Source organism: Halobiforma nitratireducens JCM 10879, assembly GCF_000337895.1.
In the GTDB taxonomy this organism is placed as follows: Archaea; Halobacteriota; Halobacteria; order Halobacteriales; family Natrialbaceae; genus Natronobacterium; species Natronobacterium nitratireducens.
Window position 1 is genome coordinate 1 of record NZ_AOMA01000019.1, and the last position, 20,845, is coordinate 20,845.

Below are 20,845 nucleotides of genomic sequence, written 5' to 3' on the forward strand. Positions count from 1 at the left end.
CGGCGACCAACTCGGTGGCGCTGTCACGGGACAGTCGGTAATCGCTGCCGACCTGCGTGACGAGGTGTTCGGTACCGTCGGCGTCCTCGAGTGCGTAGGCCTGGATCAACACGCTCTGGCGGGCCGGACCGTCCCGACCGAACACGTCGAGTCGGTAGGTCGCCCGGTCGGCCGCTGCGTAGCCGTGGTAGACGAGCCCACCGAGGACGACCGCGCCGATCGGCGTCACGAGATACGACTGCGAGAACGCCCACAGGACGGTCCCTGAAAGCAACCCCGCGCCGACGGTCAGCCCGCGCTGGAACATCGCCATGCGGACCGACTGACGCGTCAACGCCTCGGTCACCGCATCACGCACGTCGTCATAGGAGTCCCGCGCGAGGTAGGCCAGATAGCCGATCCCGGCCAGCAACGCGACGGGCACGAGCAGGCCGACGACGTGGCCCGAGACGAGCGAGGACGCGACCGAGAGGTACGCGCCGCTCGAGACACCGCTGCCGAGATACACCAGCGGCAACGGGGCCAGTACGGCCGCCGTCGCGGCGAACGCCCGGCGACAGACGAGATACGCCGCAAGCCCCCAGTCGGTCGGCGGCCCGCGCCACGGTTCGTCCGTCGCGTCGAGTCGGTCCTCGAGCGCCGTCGCGGCTTCGAACGGATCGTACGCTACGTCGAACGCCTCGTTGATAGCAAGCGTCGTTGAGTCGAGTACCAGATCGGGTGCGCCCTCATCGTCACCCTCGCCGTCGACCTCACTCCACACGGCGGCACTCTCCGGGTCGTCGAACCCCAGCGACTCCGTGCGGGACCGCTCGAGTCGCGGGATCGACACTGACAGCGGCCCGATCGTGTACTCGTCGTACCGGATCGGCAGGGTAGCGTTCGTGTGTTCCGCAACTCTCGAGGCGGCGCTAATCCCGGCCGCAGCGAGGTAGTACACCGACAACAGCGCCGCGAACGCGAGCCCGGTCACCGCGCCGACAGTCTCGGCTCCGGCAGCGGTCCCCAGCGCGGTCGGCACGACGCCTGCGAGGTAGACGGCGGCGATGGGTTTCGCGACGGCAAGAGATAGCTCTCGACGGCCGTACAGCCGCTCGTGGCGATCCTCGCCGACGTGCTCGCCAAGGCGATAGAGGAACGCCCACCCGAGGGCCGCAAGCGCCGCCGACAGGAACCAGAACTCGTAGAGGACGCTGCCGACGAGCACGCCGACGGCCAGCGCGAGTTCGGCGACACGGCCGGCGAACGGGAACGCCGACAGCGCCTCGAGTCCGTAGTCGGTCAGCGCAATCGTCGCGTCGCCGAGCGCCCCGATCCCGCCGCCGACCGAGAGGTCGCCCGACTCGAGGACGGTCACGACGCCGTCGGTCGACACCGCAGGTGCGCCAAAGGTGACGATCGTGACCGCGAGGGCGGCCAGCACGGCGGTCAGTCGGTCGGGGAACAGCCGTCGGACCCGCGAGTCGGCCGTGGCGTCGGCCAGCGCCGCGAGTACCGAGCCCGTCGCCTCTCGCAGCGTCGTGTAGTCCGGATCGGGATCGGCGTCACCGCGAGCACGGGCCTGTGCCCGCTCGAGGGCGGTCGCGACCTCTTCGCGGTAGTCGGCCACGTCGGCACGGGCCGGCACCCGGACCGTCGCGGGTGTCTGGGTCCGCAGCGACTCGAGCAACGCTTCCTTGTGCTCTCGAGCCCGCCCCTCGAGCCCGGCGAATCGGTTCTTCCGGTAGAGCACCACGAGGGCAACGGCGGCGACGACCAACAGCACGAACGTCCCGAGTAGTTGGCCGGCGGTCCGGTCGGGAACTTCGACGCCGGAGGCGGTCAGTGCAACCTCGAGCATTACGACCCCTCCGTGTGCTGGCGGTGGGTCTCGAGGAACGTCTCGAGTTCGTCGTCGCGGTCGTACTCCTCGAGTGCGCGTTCGAACATCTGGCGGTACTCGTTCGCCAGCGGCACGTCGGCCACGTCGTCGGCGAACTGCATGAACTGGAACAGGTTCTCGAGTTCGTAGCGGACGGGCTTGATCCGGCCTTCGTCGTCGGTCAGCCGGTGGTTGCGGACGACCGTCAGCAGTTCGACGAGCATCCGGCCGGCGTGCTCGAGTTCGTCCTCGGCGACGGTCAGTTCGTCAAAGCCGAACTCGTCGACAAGATCCGGCAGCGACAACTCCGCGGGCGGCTCGTCGAACGCATCAAGATCGAACGGCGCTTCAGCCGGATTCTCGAGAGGGAACTCGAGGAGTGCGTCGTCGGTCAGATCGATCGCCGCCAACAGCGTCTCCGACGGGTCGGTAATCTCTCGCAGGTCGTCGCGGTCGCGAACGGACTCGTCGGGCTCGAGGACGGCGTCGGCTTCGACAAGCGTCGCGTCGACGATCGCCGGCTCGCCACCGTCGGTCGCCACGTCACCGTCGGCGTCGGTCTCGACCTGTGCGACGTAGCCCGACTGACCCATCGCCCGCACGCGACTCTCCTTGAGCCGTGCCGGCGGGATCGTATGCAGCAAGAGGTTGAAGAACTCGGCCGGCGTCTCCGCGCCGACGTCGTTGCGGATTCCCCGCGCGAAATGATCCGTAATCGGCGGGATATCCTGATGATCCATGTTGGCGAACTTCTCGAGGCGGTTCTGGAGGTCCTCGGCTTCCTGCCGGGCCGCGAGGTCGCCCTCGGCTTCCTCGCGCTGGCGGCGCTTGTGGAGTTCTTTGTAGATCCGTCGGATGATGATCGCGTCGGGGAACTTGAGGAAGAGGATGAACGCAATCCCGCCGAGTGTCGTAAAGCCGAGAATCGCCATGGCAGTCAGCCCACCGTCGAGCAAGTGGAGCGGGGACTCGAGGGTTAGATACCGGTTGACCATCGTCTGCATGACCTCCTCGTTGGAGGCCGGCGCACCGAAGACCGCGTGCCCGAGGACGCCTGCCTCGCGGACCTCGGTGACGGTTGCGTTCCAGTCGCGCCACTCTTGGGCGTCCTCCTCGAGTTGCTGCTGTTCGGCGGGCGTGGAGACCACGACGGTCGCCTGGTCGTCGACGCGGACGACGGCCTCGTACCGGGTCGTCTCGGTCTCCGTGGTCGTCTCGTTGCCGTCTGCAACCGTCTCCTCGCGGTCGACAGTCCAGTACAGTTCGAACGAGCCGGTCTCGCCTTCGGGGTCGAGCACGTACCGCTCGAGGTCGTCGTCGGCGGCAAGCGAGCCCGCGCCGCTGTCGATCCCGAAGCCAGTCACGTTCGCACTGTCGAAGTTCTGTGGGTAGAGGGCGTGTTCCTCGCCGTCGACGATGTAGACGGGCGTCCCGCCGTCGGAGCGGTGTTCAACGTCGTCGTCGACGTAGCTGGGTTGTTCGACCACGAGGTCCGCCCCGTCGATCGTGGTGTCGGTCTCGGCCGTCGCGACGCCCGCGCCCGCTGCTGCGAACAGCGACACGACGAGCATCGCGACGACGGCGATTCGGGTCGCGTGCGTGTAGTGTGTCCTAGTCATCGCTGGTGAGTTCTTCCTCAACGCCGGAGAAATCGTAACTCGAGCCGGTACTCGTGCCAAGGTCGCGTGCCGGGTCGGTCTCCTCGTCGCCCGAAGACGGCCGCGACCGGCCACGGGCGACGGCGATCAATTCCATGGCAAACTCCTGGTGGCTCTCGAGGAACTCCTCGGGCGACATTGCGCCGATTGCTTTGGCCTGCTCGAGGCGGCGCTTGGCGTCGTCTAACCGTTCGTCGAGTTCGTCGCGTTCCTCGCGGATACGAATGAGTTCGCGTCGCAGGTCCTCGGCGACGTCTTCCTCAATGTACTCGGGTTCGGTCGCGTAGAGAACCGTCTCCCGCGCGAACCGATCGACTTTGACCGGCGGGTCGCCGGTCGACTGTTCGATGACGGTTCCGAGGTCGGTGTCTCGAGCCGACGACACCTTGGGGTGGAGTTCGATTTCGGCCGGATCGTCGGGATCGTAGCCTTGCTTCGGCCACGATTCGTTGAGTTCGCGGCCGAACTCCTCGATCGTGTAGTAGACCGGCGTCGTGTTGCACCACCGGTAGCCCTTGATCGGCATGAACACGAGGCTGCCGGCGGCGGTCTGTTTGACCCGGCCTTCGAACCGGACCGGGCCATTCGGCGTCCGGAGCACGAGTTCGTCCTGCCGTCGAATCCAGCCGAGTCGCCACTGTGCCCCGGCGTAGGCGGAACCGCCGGCAATCGCCGCGACGGCCCCCGCGAGTTGTACGTAGCGGTTGCCGAGAATCGTCGGGACGAGATGCCACGTGTAGCCGATGAGAATGGCGATTGCCGCGACGCCGATCGGGACGGCAATCGCGAGGAACTTCCAGTGGCGTTTGATCTTTGTGCCGATCGGTTCTCGAGTGTCGTCCTCGAGTGTGTGGGGATCGGCGACGTCTTCGATATCGATCTGGGTGTCGGAGGCGAACCGCTGTTTGCCCTGCGTGGAGGCTTGTGCGGCGGTCATCTATCGGCGTCACCCCCAGGGTCAGAGCGGTTCGAATCGGGATTCTCGCTGTCGTGGATCATGGATTCGGATGCAGGATTCGGATCTGGGTCGATTGTGAGTTGGTACGACTCGGGGTCGCGGATCGTTACCTCGAGCGGGAAGTCACAGCTCGCCGACGCCGGGAGCAACACGATCGCCTCTCCGGGCTTGAGGTACGCACAGAACTCGCCGCCCGGCTCGAGCGGGAACGCGAGTTGCTGCGTGAACTCTTTCGGAAAGTAGACCTGTGCGGCGTCGCCGTTTGCCGTGACCGAGCCCTCGAGTTCGATCTCGGGTGTGTCGGTGTGCATGTCGTCGAAAACAGTCGGTCGTATAGTGTCGCTATAGGCTCGCTATAATCGGGATCGAAAAAGAGGAGGCGGCGGCCAGTCGCGGCCGGCGAACCCTCTCGCGGAGATTTTCACCCTGTCGGCGACTCGAGGCGGACAGTGTGTGCAAAGAATGTCTGTCATGTGTTTGGATTTGTTTGCGTCGGACGCAGTACGCGCGCGTACTATACTCAGTAGTCAGTAGGACTCACTCTGGCCTTGCTGAATTTGCTGAACCCGCTGACGGGTTGCGATTAGCTTGCTGAATGACTTGCTGAACTCACTGACTACCGGCTATGGGTTTGCCCGCATCGGATAGTCCGTCAAACCCGTCGAGATAGTACTCGCCTTCGTCAGTCAATGCGATGTCATAGAACACCATATCCCCGTCTCCGTTGGGTGCACTTTCGACCGGCCCGTCCATGCGCTTCTTGAGCTTCTTGCCAAACCGGATAGAAACCGACTGGTCGTCGAAGTCCCACGGATCATGGCCGTAGTCTTGTGCAAAGGCATTGAATGCCTCGTACACCTCTTGCTTGACCGTATTCGTCCCGCTCTTACGCGTAAGACAGTACTCTGCGAAGGCTTTGACCGGGAAGGCCTCGGGATCGGGGCCACTGTCCTCGTCGACCTCGAGCTTGTCCCCGAGCGTCGGGACCTCCAGGTCCGACGGCACCGAGTCGTCCCACGTCACGCCGTCGACGTCGGCCGGTCGCCGAAGCGTTTCGGTGCGGCCGCCAGAGGCGTCGAGTTCCTCGTGACCGCACTCGGAGCAGGTGACCATGTATCCGTCAGCCGACCGCTCGAGGACATCGTGGCCACACTCTGAACACGTTTCGGTCGGTGTGAAGTACTTTGCACGGGCGTGCCAGCCGGTGCCGTCGGTTTTCACGTCGAAGTGGTGATGCGACGGCGGTGTGACTTCGACCGGCGAGACGAACTCGATATCGCGGTTCTCGAGTGCTGGCTTTGCCTGCCCGACGATGCCGGCCTGTCCCGCTTGAGCGGTCATCGTCGACCAGAACGACCGCGTGCGGTTGTTCTGGGTCCACTCGAAGATATCGTCGATCGTGTCCCGGTTCGCTGAGTAGACGACGTAGTGGTTGAACAACTCGCGGACGCTTTTCAGGAGGTCCGACGGCTCTTGCGTGTCGGCGACGATGTGAATGCCGGCGTGGCGGTTCTGGCGCATCACCTTCATGGCGATCTGGCCGATCGCTTCTTGGACCGCGGCCTCCCGAGCGTCGAACGACCGGCGACGCTTGTGCGGGACGACTTCCCACAACTCTCGCATTACCAGGACGGCCTCGGAGTTGTAGTTCGATCCCTCGCGGTGTCGGAAACAACGGTCGAGCACGTACGCGAACGTCATCAACGCCGACAAGTCGCGGTCACAGAGCGCCTGCGAGAAGATCGTGTACGTCTCCGTCGACTGCATCACGTCGTGCCAGTCGAGCGTGTGCTCGTCGGCGTGGGTGCGGATGAAGCCCTCGTTCTGGAGCGACCGGAGGACGCCGACGGCCTTCGACTTGTGTTTGTCCGACAGCTCGTCGCGCTCGAGGATCGCCTCGGCGATATCCTTCAGCGACCAGTCGTCTTTGGCCTCGTCGACCTCGTCGTAGACCTCCCGAATGGTCGCTTCCTCCGATTCCGACAGCCGCGACATGATAAGCGAGACCATCACCGGCTTGCGGAACTCGCTTGCTGGCACGGTGAACGGCCGCACGCGGAACTGCTCGTCGTCGGGGTCGAACGGCAGCGACTTCTCGCAGAAGCCGCGCGTCATGGGATGCAGAATCTCGACCTGTGGCGGCTCGCGGTCGTCGGCTTCGGCAAAGGACGGCTCGAGCCCCTGCTCTTCACGAATCCGCCGGAGGTCGTCCTGTTGCTGCGGGAGGTCGACGAGCCAGTTCTCGCCTTGCCGCATCCCGAGGATGTCGAGAATCTTGTAGTCGCGGCCCTCGGCGTGGCTCGCCGCGAGGTAGTCTTCGGCGAACCGTTCGGTGCCGGTCGATTTCCCCATCCCGGTGCCGCCACAGACGAGCCACTTCACGGCGTCGACCTGTTCGTCCGTGACGAGTTCGACCGGATCGCCAAGATCCATCCGGCCGTCCTGTAGATGCTCGCCGAGTTTGACCTCGAAGCCAGTGCCGTCGGCTCGCCCCTGGTAGGAGTCCATCACGATATCCTCGTGTTCGGCGATCGCCGTGATGGATCGGAGCGTCCGTTCGACCACGCCTTCGGCCCGATCGATCGTGTGGGGTGGCAGGTCGGCGTAGGCGTCGCCGAAACACGCCGCAATCGTCTCGTGGCGGTCGTAAAACTCCACGAGGTCGGTGTAGTGCCAGTCCTCGTGGTCTGACAGGTGACTGCTGTATCGGTGAATCGGGTCCACGCCCGTGTGGTCCTCGAGCAACGGAATGATATCCTCCGCAAGCGTTGTCGCAGCGTAGCCGTAGTGTTTCGGCTTCCCGCGAGCGGTCGCCCGCGAACAGCGTTCGATCAACTCCTCGAGTTCCGACTCGCGGTCCCAGTAGTCGCGTTTCTGCTGGTCGCTCGTCGCGTAGTCGACGACAGTCTGTCGGTTATCCGTGCTCATGGTATCAAAACCGTCGGTTAGTCGTCTGCCGGAGCCGCCGTCGCGTCGTCAGCGTCGGTGGCCTCTGTGTCGATCGGTGGCTCGAGGTCGTCCAACTCGTCGGGATGGATATCGTGGTCGCCACAGATCATGATCCGGCGATAGGTCTGTTCGATTTCGCCGTAGCGGCGGGCGTACTCCTCTTTTGCGTCGTGCAAGACCAACGGCTCGCCGTTGTGGTCATGATCGAACCGTCGCAGCGCCTCGAGCGGGTCGTCGGCCTCCCGAATCTGTCGTGCAACGCGGCCCTCCTTGAGTTCGCAGTAGCGATCCGAACACGTACACAGCGGTCGCGTTCGCGTCTCCTCGTAGGGGTAGTGTTCAGGTTTCCCGTCGCGCTCGGCCTGGAGCTTGGTGTGTTCGCGGCTGATATACGCCGCGAGGAAGTCGAGAAAGCCCTCGTCGGAGAGGACGGTCCGGGCGTGCTCGTCGGCCTCGCGGTACAGCTCGTCGAGTGCGACGCGAATCTCCGGCGGCGTCGAGTTATCACGGAAGGCATTGTACGCGTCCCGCTGGAGCTTCTCGAGGTCGGCGTGCATCTATGTCACCTCCTCGCCGCGGTAGAACTGGAAGTACCCGCGCCAGACGGAGATCGCTAGCGCAAGCGCCCCGATAAGCACGAGATACCAGACGCCGGTTCCCAACAGCACAAACGCAACGATGAGCCCGACGGCCGCGAACACGATCCGTTTCGCGACCATGATGTTTGCGAGCCACCGCCGAGTCAGATCGGGGAACCAGTAGGCAACGATCAACGCCAGTACCACAACCGCCAGCAGAGTCAGTAGTGCGCTCATGATCCACCTCCAAGAATCGGTTTGTCGCGAACGAACCGCACGAACCGCACCCCCACGACGTAGATCGTGAAGGCGATCGCCGCGACGACGACCGCCCCGAGGGCGACGGTCAACAGCGTCGTCGCGTACAGCCAGATTATCACGACCGCAAGCGCCGCGAGGGCGATCAGTACGCCTTTGCTCGTGTTTGGGAGTTGCATCTTAGTCGAACACCCCGTCGATGAAGCTGCGTGCGTCCTCGAGTACTGCATCCACGATGTCCCCGAGTTCGCCGACCGAACTGCGGATATCCGCCGTGAAGCCGGCGTCGTAGTGATACCGGACGTCCGGCGGGTCGTCAGTCTGTGCGAGGATGTAGACGTGGTCGGGGTCGTCCGCCCGGTCGAAGTGACAGACCGGCGCGGAGTCACCGGCCGAACTGGTACACGCCGGCAGTGTCCGCCACGCCTGTTCGTTCGGATCGGCCGTGTTCGCGGCGTCGTACTGGAGTGTGACATCCTCGCCTTCAGTGTCGATGCCGACGGTCGAATCGTTGTCTGTCAGTTCCGCTGTCGGCACGTACTCCCATTGGTCGCTCGAGCCGTCGAGTCGCGGGAGGTCCATCCCCGTCTCGTTCTCGAGCCACGACGTCGTGGTTTCGCGGGCGTTGAACACCAGCGACGCCTGTTTCTTCACTTCGAACGTGGCCGTCGTCTCGTCTTCAACGTGCATCGTCACCGCGGTGTAGCCGTCACCGGTCGGCTCGAGCGACGCGGTCACGTCGGCGTCGACAGCCTCGAGTTCGTCCGGATGCGGGTGCCAGTATGCCTCGGGGATGTAGACCCGCAGCGTCCGGTCGATCGACTCGTCGTAGTCGACCTGGAGGAACACCGAATCGAAGTCCGTGTACTGGATGCCCTCGAGTCCGACGCTCTCGCTGTCTTCAGCGACGGTCATGGTCACGTCGGGGTAGGTCTCGGTCGTCTCGGCGACGCCGGTTTCGTTGAACTCGTCGATCGCCGACTCGGACGTGAGCCCGTGGTCGTCGTCGATCGCCACCGTGTCGTCGGCCGCCACGCCGATCGGGCCAAGCCCGGCGACGAGGGAACTCGCCATGAGGACGGCCAGCACGCACGCGAGGAGTCTGTCTCGAGTCATGGGTCAACCCACCAGATTCGGCCGTGCCAGATATCGCTCATTGCCTGTCGAATGTCGTCGAGAACGGCCCACACGAGGATGCCCGCAAGTGCGTAGGCGACGAACCCGGTCGGGTTGATCGCAAACGTTGTCCAAAACGCGACGACCAACACGGCAAGCAGGAACGTCCGCCACAGCCACAGTCCGGGGCTCGAGCCGGGCGTCGGGAGAACGTCGAGAACCGTTTTCGGGACTGGCGTCGGGATCGCTCCCCAGCGGGCGTACGCGATGGTCACCGCAAGGACGATTGCCAGTGTTAGCCACAGGAACATGGCCGGTCACCTCGAGCCCCAGCGGGCGATCGTGTACCGAATGAGGTTGTACACGAACAGGATCGCAAACAGCACGTCGAACACGATGGTCCAGACCTGGCCGACGAAATTCGACGCGAAGGTGACGGCAAAGAGGATCGCCGACGCCTCCATCCCCTCCATCGGCGTGCCGCGGCCGAAGGCGTTGGCGAGTAGCGTTTTCAGCCACTCGATGGTGCCGGCCCACGGGTTTTGGTCACTCATAGGTCCACCTCCCCGAGCAGGACTTCGAGTACGCTTCTTGTCTCATTGCCGAGCATGATCCCGGCAGCGTATTCGCCGGCCAGCGCGCTCAGATACTCGCTGTCCGGTACTGCATGGTCTTCGTCGTCCTCGGCGATGAAGTCACGGCGATACGATTGCAGCTCGTCGGCGGCGTTCTCGGCGGCCCGATTCTCGAGTCGGACCTCGAAGTCCGGGTCGTCGGGCTTGTCGACTCGCCACTCGAGGGCGGTGAACTCGTCACTCTCGTCGTCGTATTCGGCATCGATCGTGGTCGCAATCGGGTCCGGATTCCGCAACGGCCAGCGGCCCCGCGTGAGGTCGAACTCGACGGCGACCGTGCCGCTGCCGAGTGGGACAACCTCTTCGTGTGTGTCGATCAGCCAGTTGCCGTAGTCGATCCACAACTCGGTATTGGCGTTGAACTCGTTGCGGGCGTCGTCGACAAGCGACTCGAGCGCGTCCGGTGCGCCATAGCCCCCGCTGTAGGTGTTGGTGAACCCTCGCAGGAAGGCGATCCGGTCACGATCGCCGTCGAAGCCGTCCGCAAGGACGCCTTGTGGGTTGTCGTCGGCGACTGCCGTGCCGGTTGCAAACGATGCGCCGCCAGTGACGGTGCCGACCGCGATTGCCCCGTATCTCAGGGCGTCACGGCGGCTATACTGTCGTCTCGAAGGGTCAGGTGTTGTTTCTGAGGTCATGATCGGTGTGTTGAAAGCTACTTGCGTCGGTATTCGATCGATATCGATTGGTCGGCCGAGAAGCGGGACGCAATGCCAGCCCCAAACGCGTAGGCGAGTTTCTGTGCGGCCATCGTCGGCGACAGGAGGTCGCCGATTTCGGTCGGCGTCTCGTATTCGCTGACCTCGAGATCGTCTTCCTCGCGAGTGAGTTGGTCAGCCAACCAGGCACGTGCGTCCGACTCGGTCCCGAGGTCGTCGACGAACCCGAGATCCTGCGCTTCGGCACCGGTAAAGACCCGCGCCTCGGTCGCTTTTACGTCCTCAAGCGGAACCGCTCGAGCTTCCGCAACCCGGCGGCAGAACGTCTCGTAGAAGTTGTCGATCAAACCCTGGAGGTAGGACCAATCGGAGTTGTCGGGGTCTTTCAGCGGGTGACCTGCGTCTTTGTACTCGCCCGCTGTAAGCCGTTGATAGTCGACGCCGAGGTCGTCGGCCAGTTCGCTCGCGTTCGGTCGCGAACCGATCACGCCGATACTGCCGACGAGACTGTGTTCGCGAGCCACGATGTGGTCACACGCGGTCGCAATGAGGTAGCCACCGCTTGCACACGTGTCTTCGGCGACAGCGACCGTCGGGCCGTCAAACTCGTCGATCGCTCGGCGAATATCTTCGCTCGGGCCGACGGGCCCACCCGGCGAGTTAATTCGGACGAGTAGGCCTTCAGCATCTTGTTCATCGGCGAGTTCGATTCCCGCAACGATATCGTCGGCACTATCGTCTTCGAAGCCGCCAGAGCGGGTAATCTTCCCCTCTATGTCGACAGCCGCAATGTCTAACTCATCCCCAGCGGCAACGAACCATCCGAATACAGCCGCCGTGGCTGCCATTGAACCGATAACGTAACTCGCTATTGGGGAGATGCCGAACGTCTCTGGTGTGAATACTAGTGCGTTGTACCCGGCTGCTGCCCCGAGTACGGCCCCGAAGACAGCGCCGAGTAGCTGTTTGAGTTTTGGATGCATGCTTGTACTGAAAACGGAAGGGTGTGGGCGTGGCGGGTGGCAATGCGACGGGCTCGAGGAAAGCGAGCCCGCGCGGTGCTTCCGGATGCCCGGTATGGCGACCGGGCAGGCCCACCCGCGGGAACGATCCGCGGTACGCCAACGTGGGTGCGCGAAAGAACGTCGAGTTGCGAGTGTCCTACGGCGTCGCCGGGAACCGGTCGGGTTCGCCGAGAAGGATGTACCGCAGTTGGTCGATCGGCCAGCGCATGATCCGGGTTAGCCAGCCGGCAACGCCCCGAAGCTGGCTTGCATCGACGCCCGAGCCCCAGATAAGCCGGGACAGCACGTCGAGCACCATGTACAGGCCGCCGGCCAGCAGACCGATTGCGAGTACGAACGGCCACAGTGTGACGGCGTAGACGACTGCGAGCAATCGGAACAGGGCTTGCCCGCGAGCGTCACCGACACCGACGTACTTCAGCACGTAGACTAGGACGTACGCGACCGCGGCGGCCGCACCAAGCGGCGGCATCACCGCCAGCAGCACGGCGATCCCGATCAGCGGCAGCAGCCACTTGATCGCACCCCAGAGTCGGTCGCCCTCATTACTCACCGCCATCGTTACCACAGGCCGAGCGGCCCAACGCCGAGGTTCCACAGCGTGTCAACCACGCCGAACTCAGTCTGGAGGTCCATGTAGCCGAACTCGAGCGTGTCGGCGTACAGTTCGCCAACCTCGTCAGCGTCGAGGTCAGCCTCGAGCGCGTTCTGCGAGTCGATGAAGACGTCGATCTCCTCGCTGTCCTCGTCGAACTCGTCGCCGAGGTTGACGGTGAATGCGTCGTCGCCGTCGTAGACGATGTACGTGTCTTCGGTCTCGTCTACGAGGTCGTCGTCAGCCTCGTCGTAGAACATCGCGACAGGCTCGCCGTCGACGGTGGCGGCCGCACTCAGCATGACGTCACCGCTCTCGAGGTCGTCAGCAACGACTTCATCCCAGGCGTCGTCGCCGTCGGCGGTGTCGTCGTAGACGGTGACCTCGGTTTCGTTGTCAGCGATGCCGACCGTCTCCTCGTAGCTCTGGACGACCGTCTCGTCAGCGTCGTCGAAGACGTTCAGCGTAGCCAGCGAGAAGAAGCCGGGCTCGATCTCATCGTGGTCCTCGGGGTCGTCGACGTAGGCGGTCGCGTGGTCAGCCGCGAACTCGAGGTCGACTGCGAAGGTGTCGGCGTCGGTCGTCGTCTCGTCGTCAGCGTCCTCGCCCCAGGTGGTCACTTCGACGGTCGTCGTGTCGTCGGCGTCACCGGGAACGCTCTCGAGGTCGCTTTCGGAAATGTTGACCTCGTAGTCGGCGTCCTCGTCGTCGACGACGGCGCTGTAGGTCTCGTGTTCGGTGTCGTCGTACGAGACGTTGAAGTAGACGGTCTCTGTGCCGTCCTCGCCGAAGTCAGCGCCGTCAGCCTCGATGGTATGCAGCAGGTACTCGTCGTCGGCAGCGTCGAAGTCGACGACAGCGTCCTCGCCGTCGCCCTCGAGTGTGGTTGTGTGGTCGGTTGCAGCGACACTTCCGGTCAGTCCCGCGCCGACCATCGAAATGGCCAGCACGAAAACCATGAACAGCGTTGCTACGCGGTTGAAATTCATTGTGTTGGATTGAAGAGGTGTAGTTGGCAGGCGATACGACTCGAGCGGGTGGCCGGTGGCGGTATCCCTCGGATCGGCGGCGGAATCCCACCGGAACTGTATCGGATCATGGTCACGTTTCGAACTCGAGGTCGTCGCGCTCGGTCAACCCGAGCGGAATCCAGACGTTGCGGGCGAACCAGGCGTCCATCGTGTCCTCGCGCCACCAATGCTCGCGGTCGCGGTCGTAGAACGTGAACGGGTCCTCGATCGCCTCGTAGCTCGTGCTCGCAAAGCGGTTGTTGTCGTACCATTGCTCCCGCACGTCGAGCCAGCTATCGAACGGGACACTCGTCGGGAACTCTTGGACGAACTCGCCCTCGGCGTCGAAGGCCGCCTCCGTGTAGTGGTTGTGGGGCCGCATCACGGCGAGGTTGACGTGTGTGTCTTCGCCGTTGACGCGGTCTTCGGAGAGGTTGCCCGTCTCGCCGTCGATCCGAAGCCCGTAGTGGTGGCCACCGGTCGTCCAGACCTCCTCAACGGTGCCGTCCTCGCGGCGGAACACGATCGTGGGTTCGTGGTCGAGATAGTGCTCGTCCGGCCCCCAGTCGAGCCCGAGGTAGTACAGAACGCTCCGCTGGGTGTTGTAGCGCGTCCAGTAGTAGTGAGCTATCACGTCGTACTCCTCGCTTTCGGCGGTCCACCCGAACTGGCCGCGCATGTCGGTACGAGTCTCGTCGCGTTCGGACCACGGCAGGTGGCCGAGGTAGAGTTTCGGTTGATACCGCTCGAGTTCGTCGCGGTCGTCCCGAATCTCGGTGATATGATCCGGCGGCACCGGGTAGCCGTTCTCGCGCTCGAGGTCGTCCTCGCGGCCGTCCGATCCGAAGGCCCCGACGAACGCCGGGCTCGCGGCCAGCGCGAGGAACTGTCGTCTGTGCATCGGACCCACCTACCAGAACCCTCCGCGGGTCGCCGACAGCGCCCGGTTGAATCGGTCGCGGGCCTCGGCACCGTCGTTGCGAACGTCTTCTTGCGAGTCCTCGTACTCATAGCCTCGCAGCGCCGCGTCCACGTCGAGCAACCCGTGTTCGGCTTCCGTGACGCCGAAGTTCTCGACCGGGTAGGCACAGTCGGTCAGCCGCTCGAGGATCGTCTCGTTGTCGTAGCCCTCGGCGGCCAGCACGGCGGCGGCTCCGGCGACCATCGGCGCGGCCATGCTCGTGCCCGACAGCGTGCCAACCGGATCGATTTCGATGTTCATCCCCGGCGCGGCCAGTGCGGGTTTCGCGTCGGCCGATTCGCCGTCGGAGAAATCCTGCGTGCCGGGGTGTGGCCCGACGTTGCCGAAGTACGAAAGTTGCGTGTCGTCCCGATCGCCGCTGTCAGGGACGTTCGTCGCGTTGATCCCGACCGCGTACTCGCTCGAGGACGGGTGAGCCACGAACGTTGTGGCGAATCGGTCGTTGCCGACCGCCGCAACGGGGAACACGCCCGCGTCCCATGCGTCGGCCAGGGCGTCGGCGATCGGTTCGGCCCACTGTGGGCTCCCGAGTGACATACACAACACGTCCGCGTGCGTATCGATCGCGAGTTCGATCCCCGCGACGATATCGGCGATCGATCCGCTGCCGTCGTCGCCGAGTGTCTTCGCGGCGATCAGCTCGGCCGCGGGCGCGAAGCCGGTGTAGTGGCCCTCGTCGTGGTCCGCGAGGATACACGCCGAGACCCAGTCGCCGTGGCCGTCGCCGTCCGCCACGGCGTCGACGCCGGTCTCGTCAGATCCGCCCGTGAAGTCGGTCGACTCCGGGCTGATGCGGCTCTCGCCCTCGCCGTCCTCGTAGATCCAGCGGTCGTTAACCCCGGTATCGGCCACACAGACCCGCACACTCGAGGTGTCGATCTCCTCGAGCACCGAGTCGCCGGCTTGCACGAGGGTGCGGGCCTCTCGCAGGCGGGCCGTCGGTGCGTCGCCGTCGAACGCAAGGCCGTCGTAGTCCGGCGTCGAGTCGGTCCCGAACGAGGTCGTCAGTAGTCGCTCGCCGATCCCGAGGCCGTGGTCGACGTCTGACTGACTCGCGAGGTCGCTGGGTTCGAAGTACTCCGGTCGCTCGAGGAAGGCGTCGGCGGCGGCGTACTCCAGGTACTCGAGGTCGTTCAGCCCGCCGCTGTAGCGGTCGATCCCGAACGTCGTCGTCCGGCCGGCGTCGGCCCACGACATGTTGACCGCGAGCATGTTGACCAACTCGAGGTCGCGGTGGATACGGGCCGTCTCGGTTTCCTCGAGCCACTCCTCGAGCGAGTCGCGGTGGTCGGCGTCCTCGTACCGGAGGACAAAGCCCGGATAGCCGTCGCGGAACGTGTCGATGTCATCCGCCGCGAGGGCAAAGTCCGTAAAGGCGTCCGGCGAGCCGATCGACGGGCTGAACCCGAAGAACGCGGGCGTGGTCGTTGCGGCTGCTGTTGCTCCAAGCGTCGTGAGGAATGTGCGTCGTTGCATGGGGAATCACCTCTTAGGCGGCCACCCGGCGGCGCGTGAACAGTGCAACGCCGATGGTCAGTCCCGCCGTGACGCCGGTACCGGCGATCGACAACAGCGGCAGCGACGGACTCGGGACGGTCGTCGCAACCGAGTGTTGCGTGCTCGCGATGAATCCAGGGTCGTCGTCGATATGCAACTCGAGCGTGCCGTCGTCCTCGGTGAACGTCCGGATGACCGTCTTGTCACCGTCCTCGCCGCGGACGTCGATCTCTCCGTGGCGGGTCGTGTCGTCGACCACGAGCGGGTCGCCGCCAAGCCACGACGGTTCGCCACGCCAGACGGTCGCGCCCTCCAGGTCGTCGTCGATATGAACGACTGTCTCGATGTTGTTCGCAACCTGTCGCTCGTCAGCGCCCTCGAGGACGCGAACCGAGAGTCGGTCCGTCTCATCGAGCGCGTCGTCCGGGCGGACGTGGACCGCGCCGGGCACGTCGTCGGCCGGGGCGATCGCCCGCACGTCGAGTTGGTCGTCGTCGGTCGCGACCGCGCCGTCGGCCAGCCCCTCGCCGGTCAGCGCCCACCGTTGGTCGCCGACGCTCTGTTCGGTCCGCACCGTCGGCGGGTTCGATCGGGCCTCTTCGCCGGCCTCGAGTGTGAAGGATTTGACGTACTCGCCGCCAGCGCCGGTATCGATCGACAGCCGGACGAAATGCTCGCCAGCGCCGTCAGTGCGGATCGTGGCGCGGTCGTCGTCAGTAATCTCGGCGTTTGCGAGCGGTTCGTCGTCCGGGCCGTAGGCGTCGATCCCGGTGATGCCGTCGATGCGCTCGCCCGCTGCGGGCCGGACCGTCATGGAGACCGACTCGTCGGGGCCGGGCGAGTGTGTGTTCAGATCGATCGCCCGCACGTCGGGCACGGTGCCGTCGAACCCGGGCGTCGCAAAGCCGACCGAGCCCGAGCCGTAGCCCTCGTCGCCGACAATCTCGAGCCGGAAGTCCGCCGCGGCTACGTCCTCGTCGACCGGGAAGTCCTCAACGACGACCTGCTGGCCGCCGAACGGTCCGACGCCGTCGGATGCGAGGCTTACGTACTCGTCGTCGATCGCTTCGACCTCGCCGTCGGCGGTCTGGTACTCGACCAAGACGTCGCTTTCGTCAACCCAGTCGGGGACGGGGAACCAGGCGTCGGCTTCGCCGTCGTCGATTTCGATTTCGCCGTCGCCGATGTTCACCCGGTCGTCGACCTCGTCGAGTTCGTCCCGAATCGCCTCGAGTTCTTCCCGCAGTGCTTCGGTTTCGTTGTCGTCGCCGAGTTCGCGGTCGATCGTCTCCTCGATTGCATCCTCAAGGTCCTCGTCGCCCTCAACGATCGCCCGGTACTGCTCGGTCAGTTCCTCGAGTCGTTCGTCGTCGAGTTCGTCGACTAGCTCGTCCCAGTCGTCCGCGAGGTCGTCGACGGTGGAGTTGAGGAACTCATCCTCGAGTCGCTCCATCAGGTCCTCGTACTGCTCCATGTCGTCCCACGGCATCTCGTCGGTGCGAATTACCTGGACCTCCGCGTCTTGCTCGCCGGCGTCGACAGTGCCGGTTTCGGCCGGCAGGATGAACGCGCCCTCGTACTCTGTGAAGCGGTAGTCTCGCAGGTCCTCGAGCGAGAGGTCCGCGAGGTCTTCGGGGTCGGTGTGCTCGAGGATCGCATCGTCGGCGCGGTAGGCCTGGATGTTGTATTCGTCCGGGCCGCTGGGGAGGTCGAGTTCGAACTGTCCGGTTTCGTTCGTCGTGGTTCGCTCGCGCACGATCGTCTCCTCGAGTGCGTTCTCGCCCATGTCGAACCGTTGCTCGAGGCGGTCAGCACGGTCGAGCAGGTCGCCTGCGTAGTCGGCCGCGAGGTCTTCAGGATCGCCGACGACGAACGTGTAGGCCTTTTCGGGCTCGCCCTCGGGGTGGGCCTGATAGACGCCCGTCGGGAGTTGTGTCTGTGCGACGTGGTGGTCGTTCGTCGACAGTGGGTTCGCGCCCGTGGTTTCGTAGACCGGTGAGGTCTCGAGTTCGCGCGTGTCGATCGTGTCGCCGAGCGGGTCGACCTGCTCGACCACGATCGTGCCCTCAGTCACCGCGCCGGGGAACGAGTTGTCGACCTGATTGTCGATCCAGCCGCCGCCCTCGGCGGGGTCCCACAGGGAGAGGGTGACCGTCTCGCCCTCGTCGATCTGGATGCGTGGGTCGTCGACGCTCGAGGAGATGACGGTTCGGGTGCCGAGTGCCCAATCCTCTTCGGCGTGGACGAGTGGGTAGGTGCCGTCGATCTCGCGTTCCCACTCGAGGGTGTCGAGGTGGGTGTCGTCGGCTGCGTAGTCGTCAGTGAACTCGTCGTAGTCCTCGGGGACGGCGTTCTCGAGTTCGTCCGCGAGGTCTTCCGCGCGGTCGATTTCGTCCTCGAGATCGCCGAGGTCCGCTTCATCGAGCGCGGGCTCGTCGACGCCCCACGCTTCGACGGTGATGTTCGATTGATCAACTCGGTCGCCGTGTTGATCGGTTACTTGGCCGGTTATTGGGTCTTTATCATCGACAGTTGCTGTTGAATCCAATGCAGATACCCCCCCATGATCGGTCTCATAGGTCTCTAATATCTCCCCCGAATCAGATTCGATGTCATAAAACACCCCATCAGTAGTCCCGACAAATAGAGAGTTATCTATCTGGGGGACCCCATCGCCGTCAATTCCAGAAACAGACGCCGACCATTCTTCCATTCCCGACTCAGAATCTAATTTGTACAGATTTTCCTCTGATTCATCTGCGAAATACAAACTGTCACCCTCGGGAGACAGTTCGGGAATGCCCGGATCGGAGTAGGTTCCCGACCATATTACGTCGCCGGTAGACCCATCTACTTTATATATTGATGTTTCACCACTTACAAAAACGACATTCTCATCATTTCCGGCCAGAACCTCCGAATTATGGTCGGTGTCGAGTTCGTCAGTCACTAATTCAGGATCACTAATATCTGTACCTGATTTGTATATGTCTCCGTCAAAGTTCGAATAATATATAGTATCGTCTAATATGTCGAGACTTCGAGGCTCAAATTCTATTGATACTGTTTCCTTGACCTCTGCTGTTTCAAAGTCAACTATTTCAATCTCATCCTCAAGACCCACATAAACTGAGTCTCCAGTAGGATTAATTGCTATGTCTCTTGGATTATCGTTGTGTCCGGGATCACTAGTTGCAAGTTCCTCCCCGGATTGTGCGTCTAATCTAAAATAATCAGTTCCGGAAGTGTCGTCAGTGAAAACATTGTCTCCAGATGGGTCTGTGACAACGTGATCGCCATAATCAATTTGCCACGCTATTTCGTCGTTATTTACGTCATAGGCGTTGACTGTCCAATCATCATGCTCCACATAGAAAACTAAATCCTTCTCCCCATCATTATCTGCCATTACCGTCCCGCTCCGGTCATTGACGAAGCCAAACCCTCCAGAAAACGCAATAGACATAGCCGGGAGTGATGCAACCATTAGCAACGCGAGGAATACCGCTCGAGCCTCCCCACGACTGATAGACGGCATGGATGCGTTAATCACGCCGGCCAGCCTAGACCGGCGACTACTCGGCTCTCTCGAGGTGTGCTTTCCTGTCATGCAAAACCAACCTCAGTTATCCGCTCCGATCGGGCCGTCCGTCAGTGCATCCTCGAGTATCGTCGCCAGTGCGTCCGTGTCTCGGTAATCTCCGTTCTGCTTGAGGCGACGAGCGTCGTGCTCGAGGCGATCGCGTTCAGCTTGCGAGAGTCCGATATCGTCGTCGGCCACCATGTGGTCGAGCACGTACTCAACGATCTGCATGAACTCTTCTTCCGGCCGGTCGAGAATCTGTGGGCCGACGATGTAGCCGTGTTCGGGGTTGTACCGGCTTCGCTTCGGTCGCTGGCCGTATTCGCGCGGTTTCCCGCCGAACTCGCGGGTCGTCTGGAGCGGCACGTAGACCTCGGGTTCGGTGAGTTCGACTTTCTGCTGTTCCTGGTGGATCGCCGTCGGATCGTGGCCGGTCTCGGCCTCGCCGGTCTCGAGCCATTCGAACAGCGACGCGAGTCGATCCGGCTCGGCGTTCAACGCGATCGGGCAGACGAGCGTACCTGTCTGCCGCAGGATCGAATGGGCGACGTACTCGGCGCGTTCGCGTTTGTATTCGAAGTCCTCTGGGTCGTGACCGGTCGCTCGGTCGTCGTCGACGTCGTTGTCCCCCCACCAGTCGTCCCGCCGATACTCCGAGTCGGGGCGCGATACCGACTGCTGGTGCTCGGCGTGTGATGTGCTGTGGCTCATGGTTTACGGTAGAAACGGCTGTTCGGACCGCCGACTAAGGCGATCCGGCCTCGCCAACCGGCCGCCCTCGCGGGCGCTGCCCTCAACTCGGGTCCGATCCAATACGGCCCCGCTTCGGGACGCTTACCGTGGCGATGACCTGTTGATTGATACGTACACGGCCGCGTACTTATTGGTTGCGACGACTATTGCGATTTCTCGAGTATTCGCGTAGGTACTCGCGAATTTGTGCGATCACTCGCGTAGTTGCACCCTACTGTGCGTCGGCCGGATACCATACCTTATTGGCCTGCCCGTGTCACGTCGTGGGTATGGGCGACGAGCCCGACGGTGACGGCTCGTCGGCGACGAAACGAGTGAGTCTGTCGCTGCCCGAATCGACCTTCGAGGAACTGCTCGAGTCCGGGCCGGTCGACGACGATCTCCAAGATGCAATCAAGCGAGCGATCTGGAACCAGATCGAACGCGATAACGCCGACGAGTACACCGTCGTCAAAAACCGGGAGTAAGCCGAGCGCCCGTGGCCGTGGCAGGGACGGGCGTCGATAGTGGCTACGCTGCCGAGCGTGGAAAAGCGTTCGGTCGATTACTTCGGCGATCGGAGTTCGGTCGCGGTCGCTTCCCCACTGCTCCGGATGTACTTCTCGGCGGTCGCGATTTTCTTCCAGCCCATGAGATTTTGGTCCCGTCCCAAAGTCGTCTAGAGTTCGCCTCTGGTAGCTACAGTTGACACCTCCATTGTGATGGCTGTTTTGGCTGAGCGCTCGAGC

General features: G+C 63.5%; 20 protein-coding genes. 1 reads left to right on the forward strand and 19 read right to left on the reverse strand.

Annotation, left to right across the window (positions count from 1 at the left end):
* The 19 genes from C446_RS02390 to C446_RS02480 all read right to left on the reverse strand — a co-directional run.
* Nucleotides 1-1,840: hypothetical protein (locus C446_RS02390; RefSeq protein ID WP_006671458.1), on the reverse strand; the 1,840-nt coding region annotated here is incomplete at its 3' end.
* Nucleotides 1,840-3,480 (reverse strand): hypothetical protein, encoded by a 1,641-nt coding sequence (locus C446_RS02395; RefSeq protein WP_006671459.1) that lies wholly within the window; start codon nt 3,478-3,480, stop codon nt 1,840-1,842. The genes C446_RS02395 and C446_RS02390, both read right to left, overlap by 1 nt.
* Nucleotides 3,473-4,456, reverse strand: a complete 984-nt coding sequence (locus C446_RS02400) for a hypothetical protein (protein ID WP_006671460.1) — start codon at nt 4,454-4,456, stop codon at nt 3,473-3,475. The genes C446_RS02395 and C446_RS02400 overlap by 8 nt, the downstream gene beginning before the upstream one ends.
* Nucleotides 4,453-4,788, reverse strand: a complete 336-nt coding sequence (locus C446_RS02405) for a hypothetical protein (RefSeq protein WP_006671461.1) — start codon at nt 4,786-4,788, stop codon at nt 4,453-4,455. Before C446_RS02405 ends, C446_RS02400 begins: the two co-directional genes overlap by 4 nt.
* Nucleotides 4,789-5,086: 298 nt before the next feature.
* Nucleotides 5,087-7,405, reverse strand: coding sequence for a zinc ribbon domain-containing protein (locus tag C446_RS02410; protein ID WP_006671462.1), 2,319 nt, complete (start codon nt 7,403-7,405; stop codon nt 5,087-5,089).
* Between the two features lie 17 nt (nt 7,406-7,422).
* A complete protein-coding gene (locus C446_RS02415; RefSeq protein WP_006671463.1) occupies nt 7,423-7,983 on the reverse strand; it encodes a hypothetical protein in 561 nt (186 codons plus the stop codon).
* Nucleotides 7,984-8,241 carry a hypothetical protein gene (locus C446_RS02420; protein ID WP_006671464.1) on the reverse strand — a complete coding sequence of 86 codons (258 nt, stop codon included), beginning with the start codon at nt 8,239-8,241 and terminating at the stop codon, nt 7,984-7,986.
* A complete protein-coding gene (locus C446_RS02425; RefSeq protein WP_006671465.1) occupies nt 8,238-8,441 on the reverse strand; it encodes a hypothetical protein in 204 nt (67 codons plus the stop codon). The genes C446_RS02420 and C446_RS02425 overlap by 4 nt, the downstream gene beginning before the upstream one ends.
* 1 nt (nt 8,442) lies before the next feature.
* Nucleotides 8,443-9,378: a hypothetical protein gene (locus C446_RS02430; RefSeq protein ID WP_049919985.1), complete on the reverse strand. Its 936-nt coding sequence runs from the start codon at nt 9,376-9,378 to the stop codon at nt 8,443-8,445.
* A complete protein-coding gene (locus C446_RS02435; RefSeq protein ID WP_006671467.1) occupies nt 9,375-9,689 on the reverse strand; it encodes a hypothetical protein in 315 nt (104 codons plus the stop codon). The genes C446_RS02430 and C446_RS02435 overlap by 4 nt, the downstream gene beginning before the upstream one ends.
* A gap of 6 nt (nt 9,690-9,695) precedes the next feature.
* Entirely contained in the window at nt 9,696-9,932 is a 237-nt protein-coding gene (locus C446_RS02440) for a hypothetical protein (protein ID WP_006671468.1), read from the reverse strand.
* Nucleotides 9,929-10,651, reverse strand: coding sequence for a hypothetical protein (locus C446_RS19780; protein WP_006671469.1), 723 nt, complete (start codon nt 10,649-10,651; stop codon nt 9,929-9,931). Before C446_RS19780 ends, C446_RS02440 begins: the two co-directional genes overlap by 4 nt.
* 17 nt (nt 10,652-10,668) lie before the next feature.
* Nucleotides 10,669-11,655, reverse strand: coding sequence for a signal peptide peptidase SppA (gene sppA, locus C446_RS02450; RefSeq protein WP_083861047.1), 987 nt, complete (start codon nt 11,653-11,655; stop codon nt 10,669-10,671).
* Nucleotides 11,656-11,833: 178 nt separating this feature from the next.
* Nucleotides 11,834-12,256, reverse strand: coding sequence for a hypothetical protein (locus tag C446_RS02455; RefSeq protein ID WP_006671471.1), 423 nt, complete (start codon nt 12,254-12,256; stop codon nt 11,834-11,836).
* 2 nt (nt 12,257-12,258) lie between these two features.
* Entirely contained in the window at nt 12,259-13,251 is a 993-nt protein-coding gene (locus C446_RS02460) for a hypothetical protein (RefSeq protein WP_006671472.1), read from the reverse strand.
* 142 nt (nt 13,252-13,393) lie between these two features.
* Nucleotides 13,394-14,203: a hypothetical protein gene (locus tag C446_RS02465; protein ID WP_006671473.1), complete on the reverse strand. Its 810-nt coding sequence runs from the start codon at nt 14,201-14,203 to the stop codon at nt 13,394-13,396.
* Nucleotides 14,204-14,212: 9 nt separating this feature from the next.
* Entirely contained in the window at nt 14,213-15,760 is a 1,548-nt protein-coding gene (locus C446_RS02470; RefSeq protein WP_006671474.1) for a S8 family peptidase, read from the reverse strand.
* A 13-nt stretch (nt 15,761-15,773) separates the two neighbouring features.
* Nucleotides 15,774-19,391: an outer membrane protein assembly factor BamB family protein gene (locus tag C446_RS02475; protein WP_152419345.1), complete on the reverse strand. Its 3,618-nt coding sequence runs from the start codon at nt 19,389-19,391 to the stop codon at nt 15,774-15,776.
* A gap of 12 nt (nt 19,392-19,403) precedes the next feature.
* Nucleotides 19,404-20,075 (reverse strand): hypothetical protein, encoded by a 672-nt coding sequence (locus tag C446_RS02480; protein WP_006671476.1) that lies wholly within the window; start codon nt 20,073-20,075, stop codon nt 19,404-19,406.
* 311 nt (nt 20,076-20,386) lie between these two features.
* Between C446_RS02480 and C446_RS02485 the strand changes: the two genes are divergently transcribed.
* Nucleotides 20,387-20,584 (forward strand): hypothetical protein, encoded by a 198-nt coding sequence (locus C446_RS02485; RefSeq protein ID WP_006671477.1) that lies wholly within the window; start codon nt 20,387-20,389, stop codon nt 20,582-20,584.
* Nucleotides 20,585-20,845: the final 261 nt, after the last annotated feature.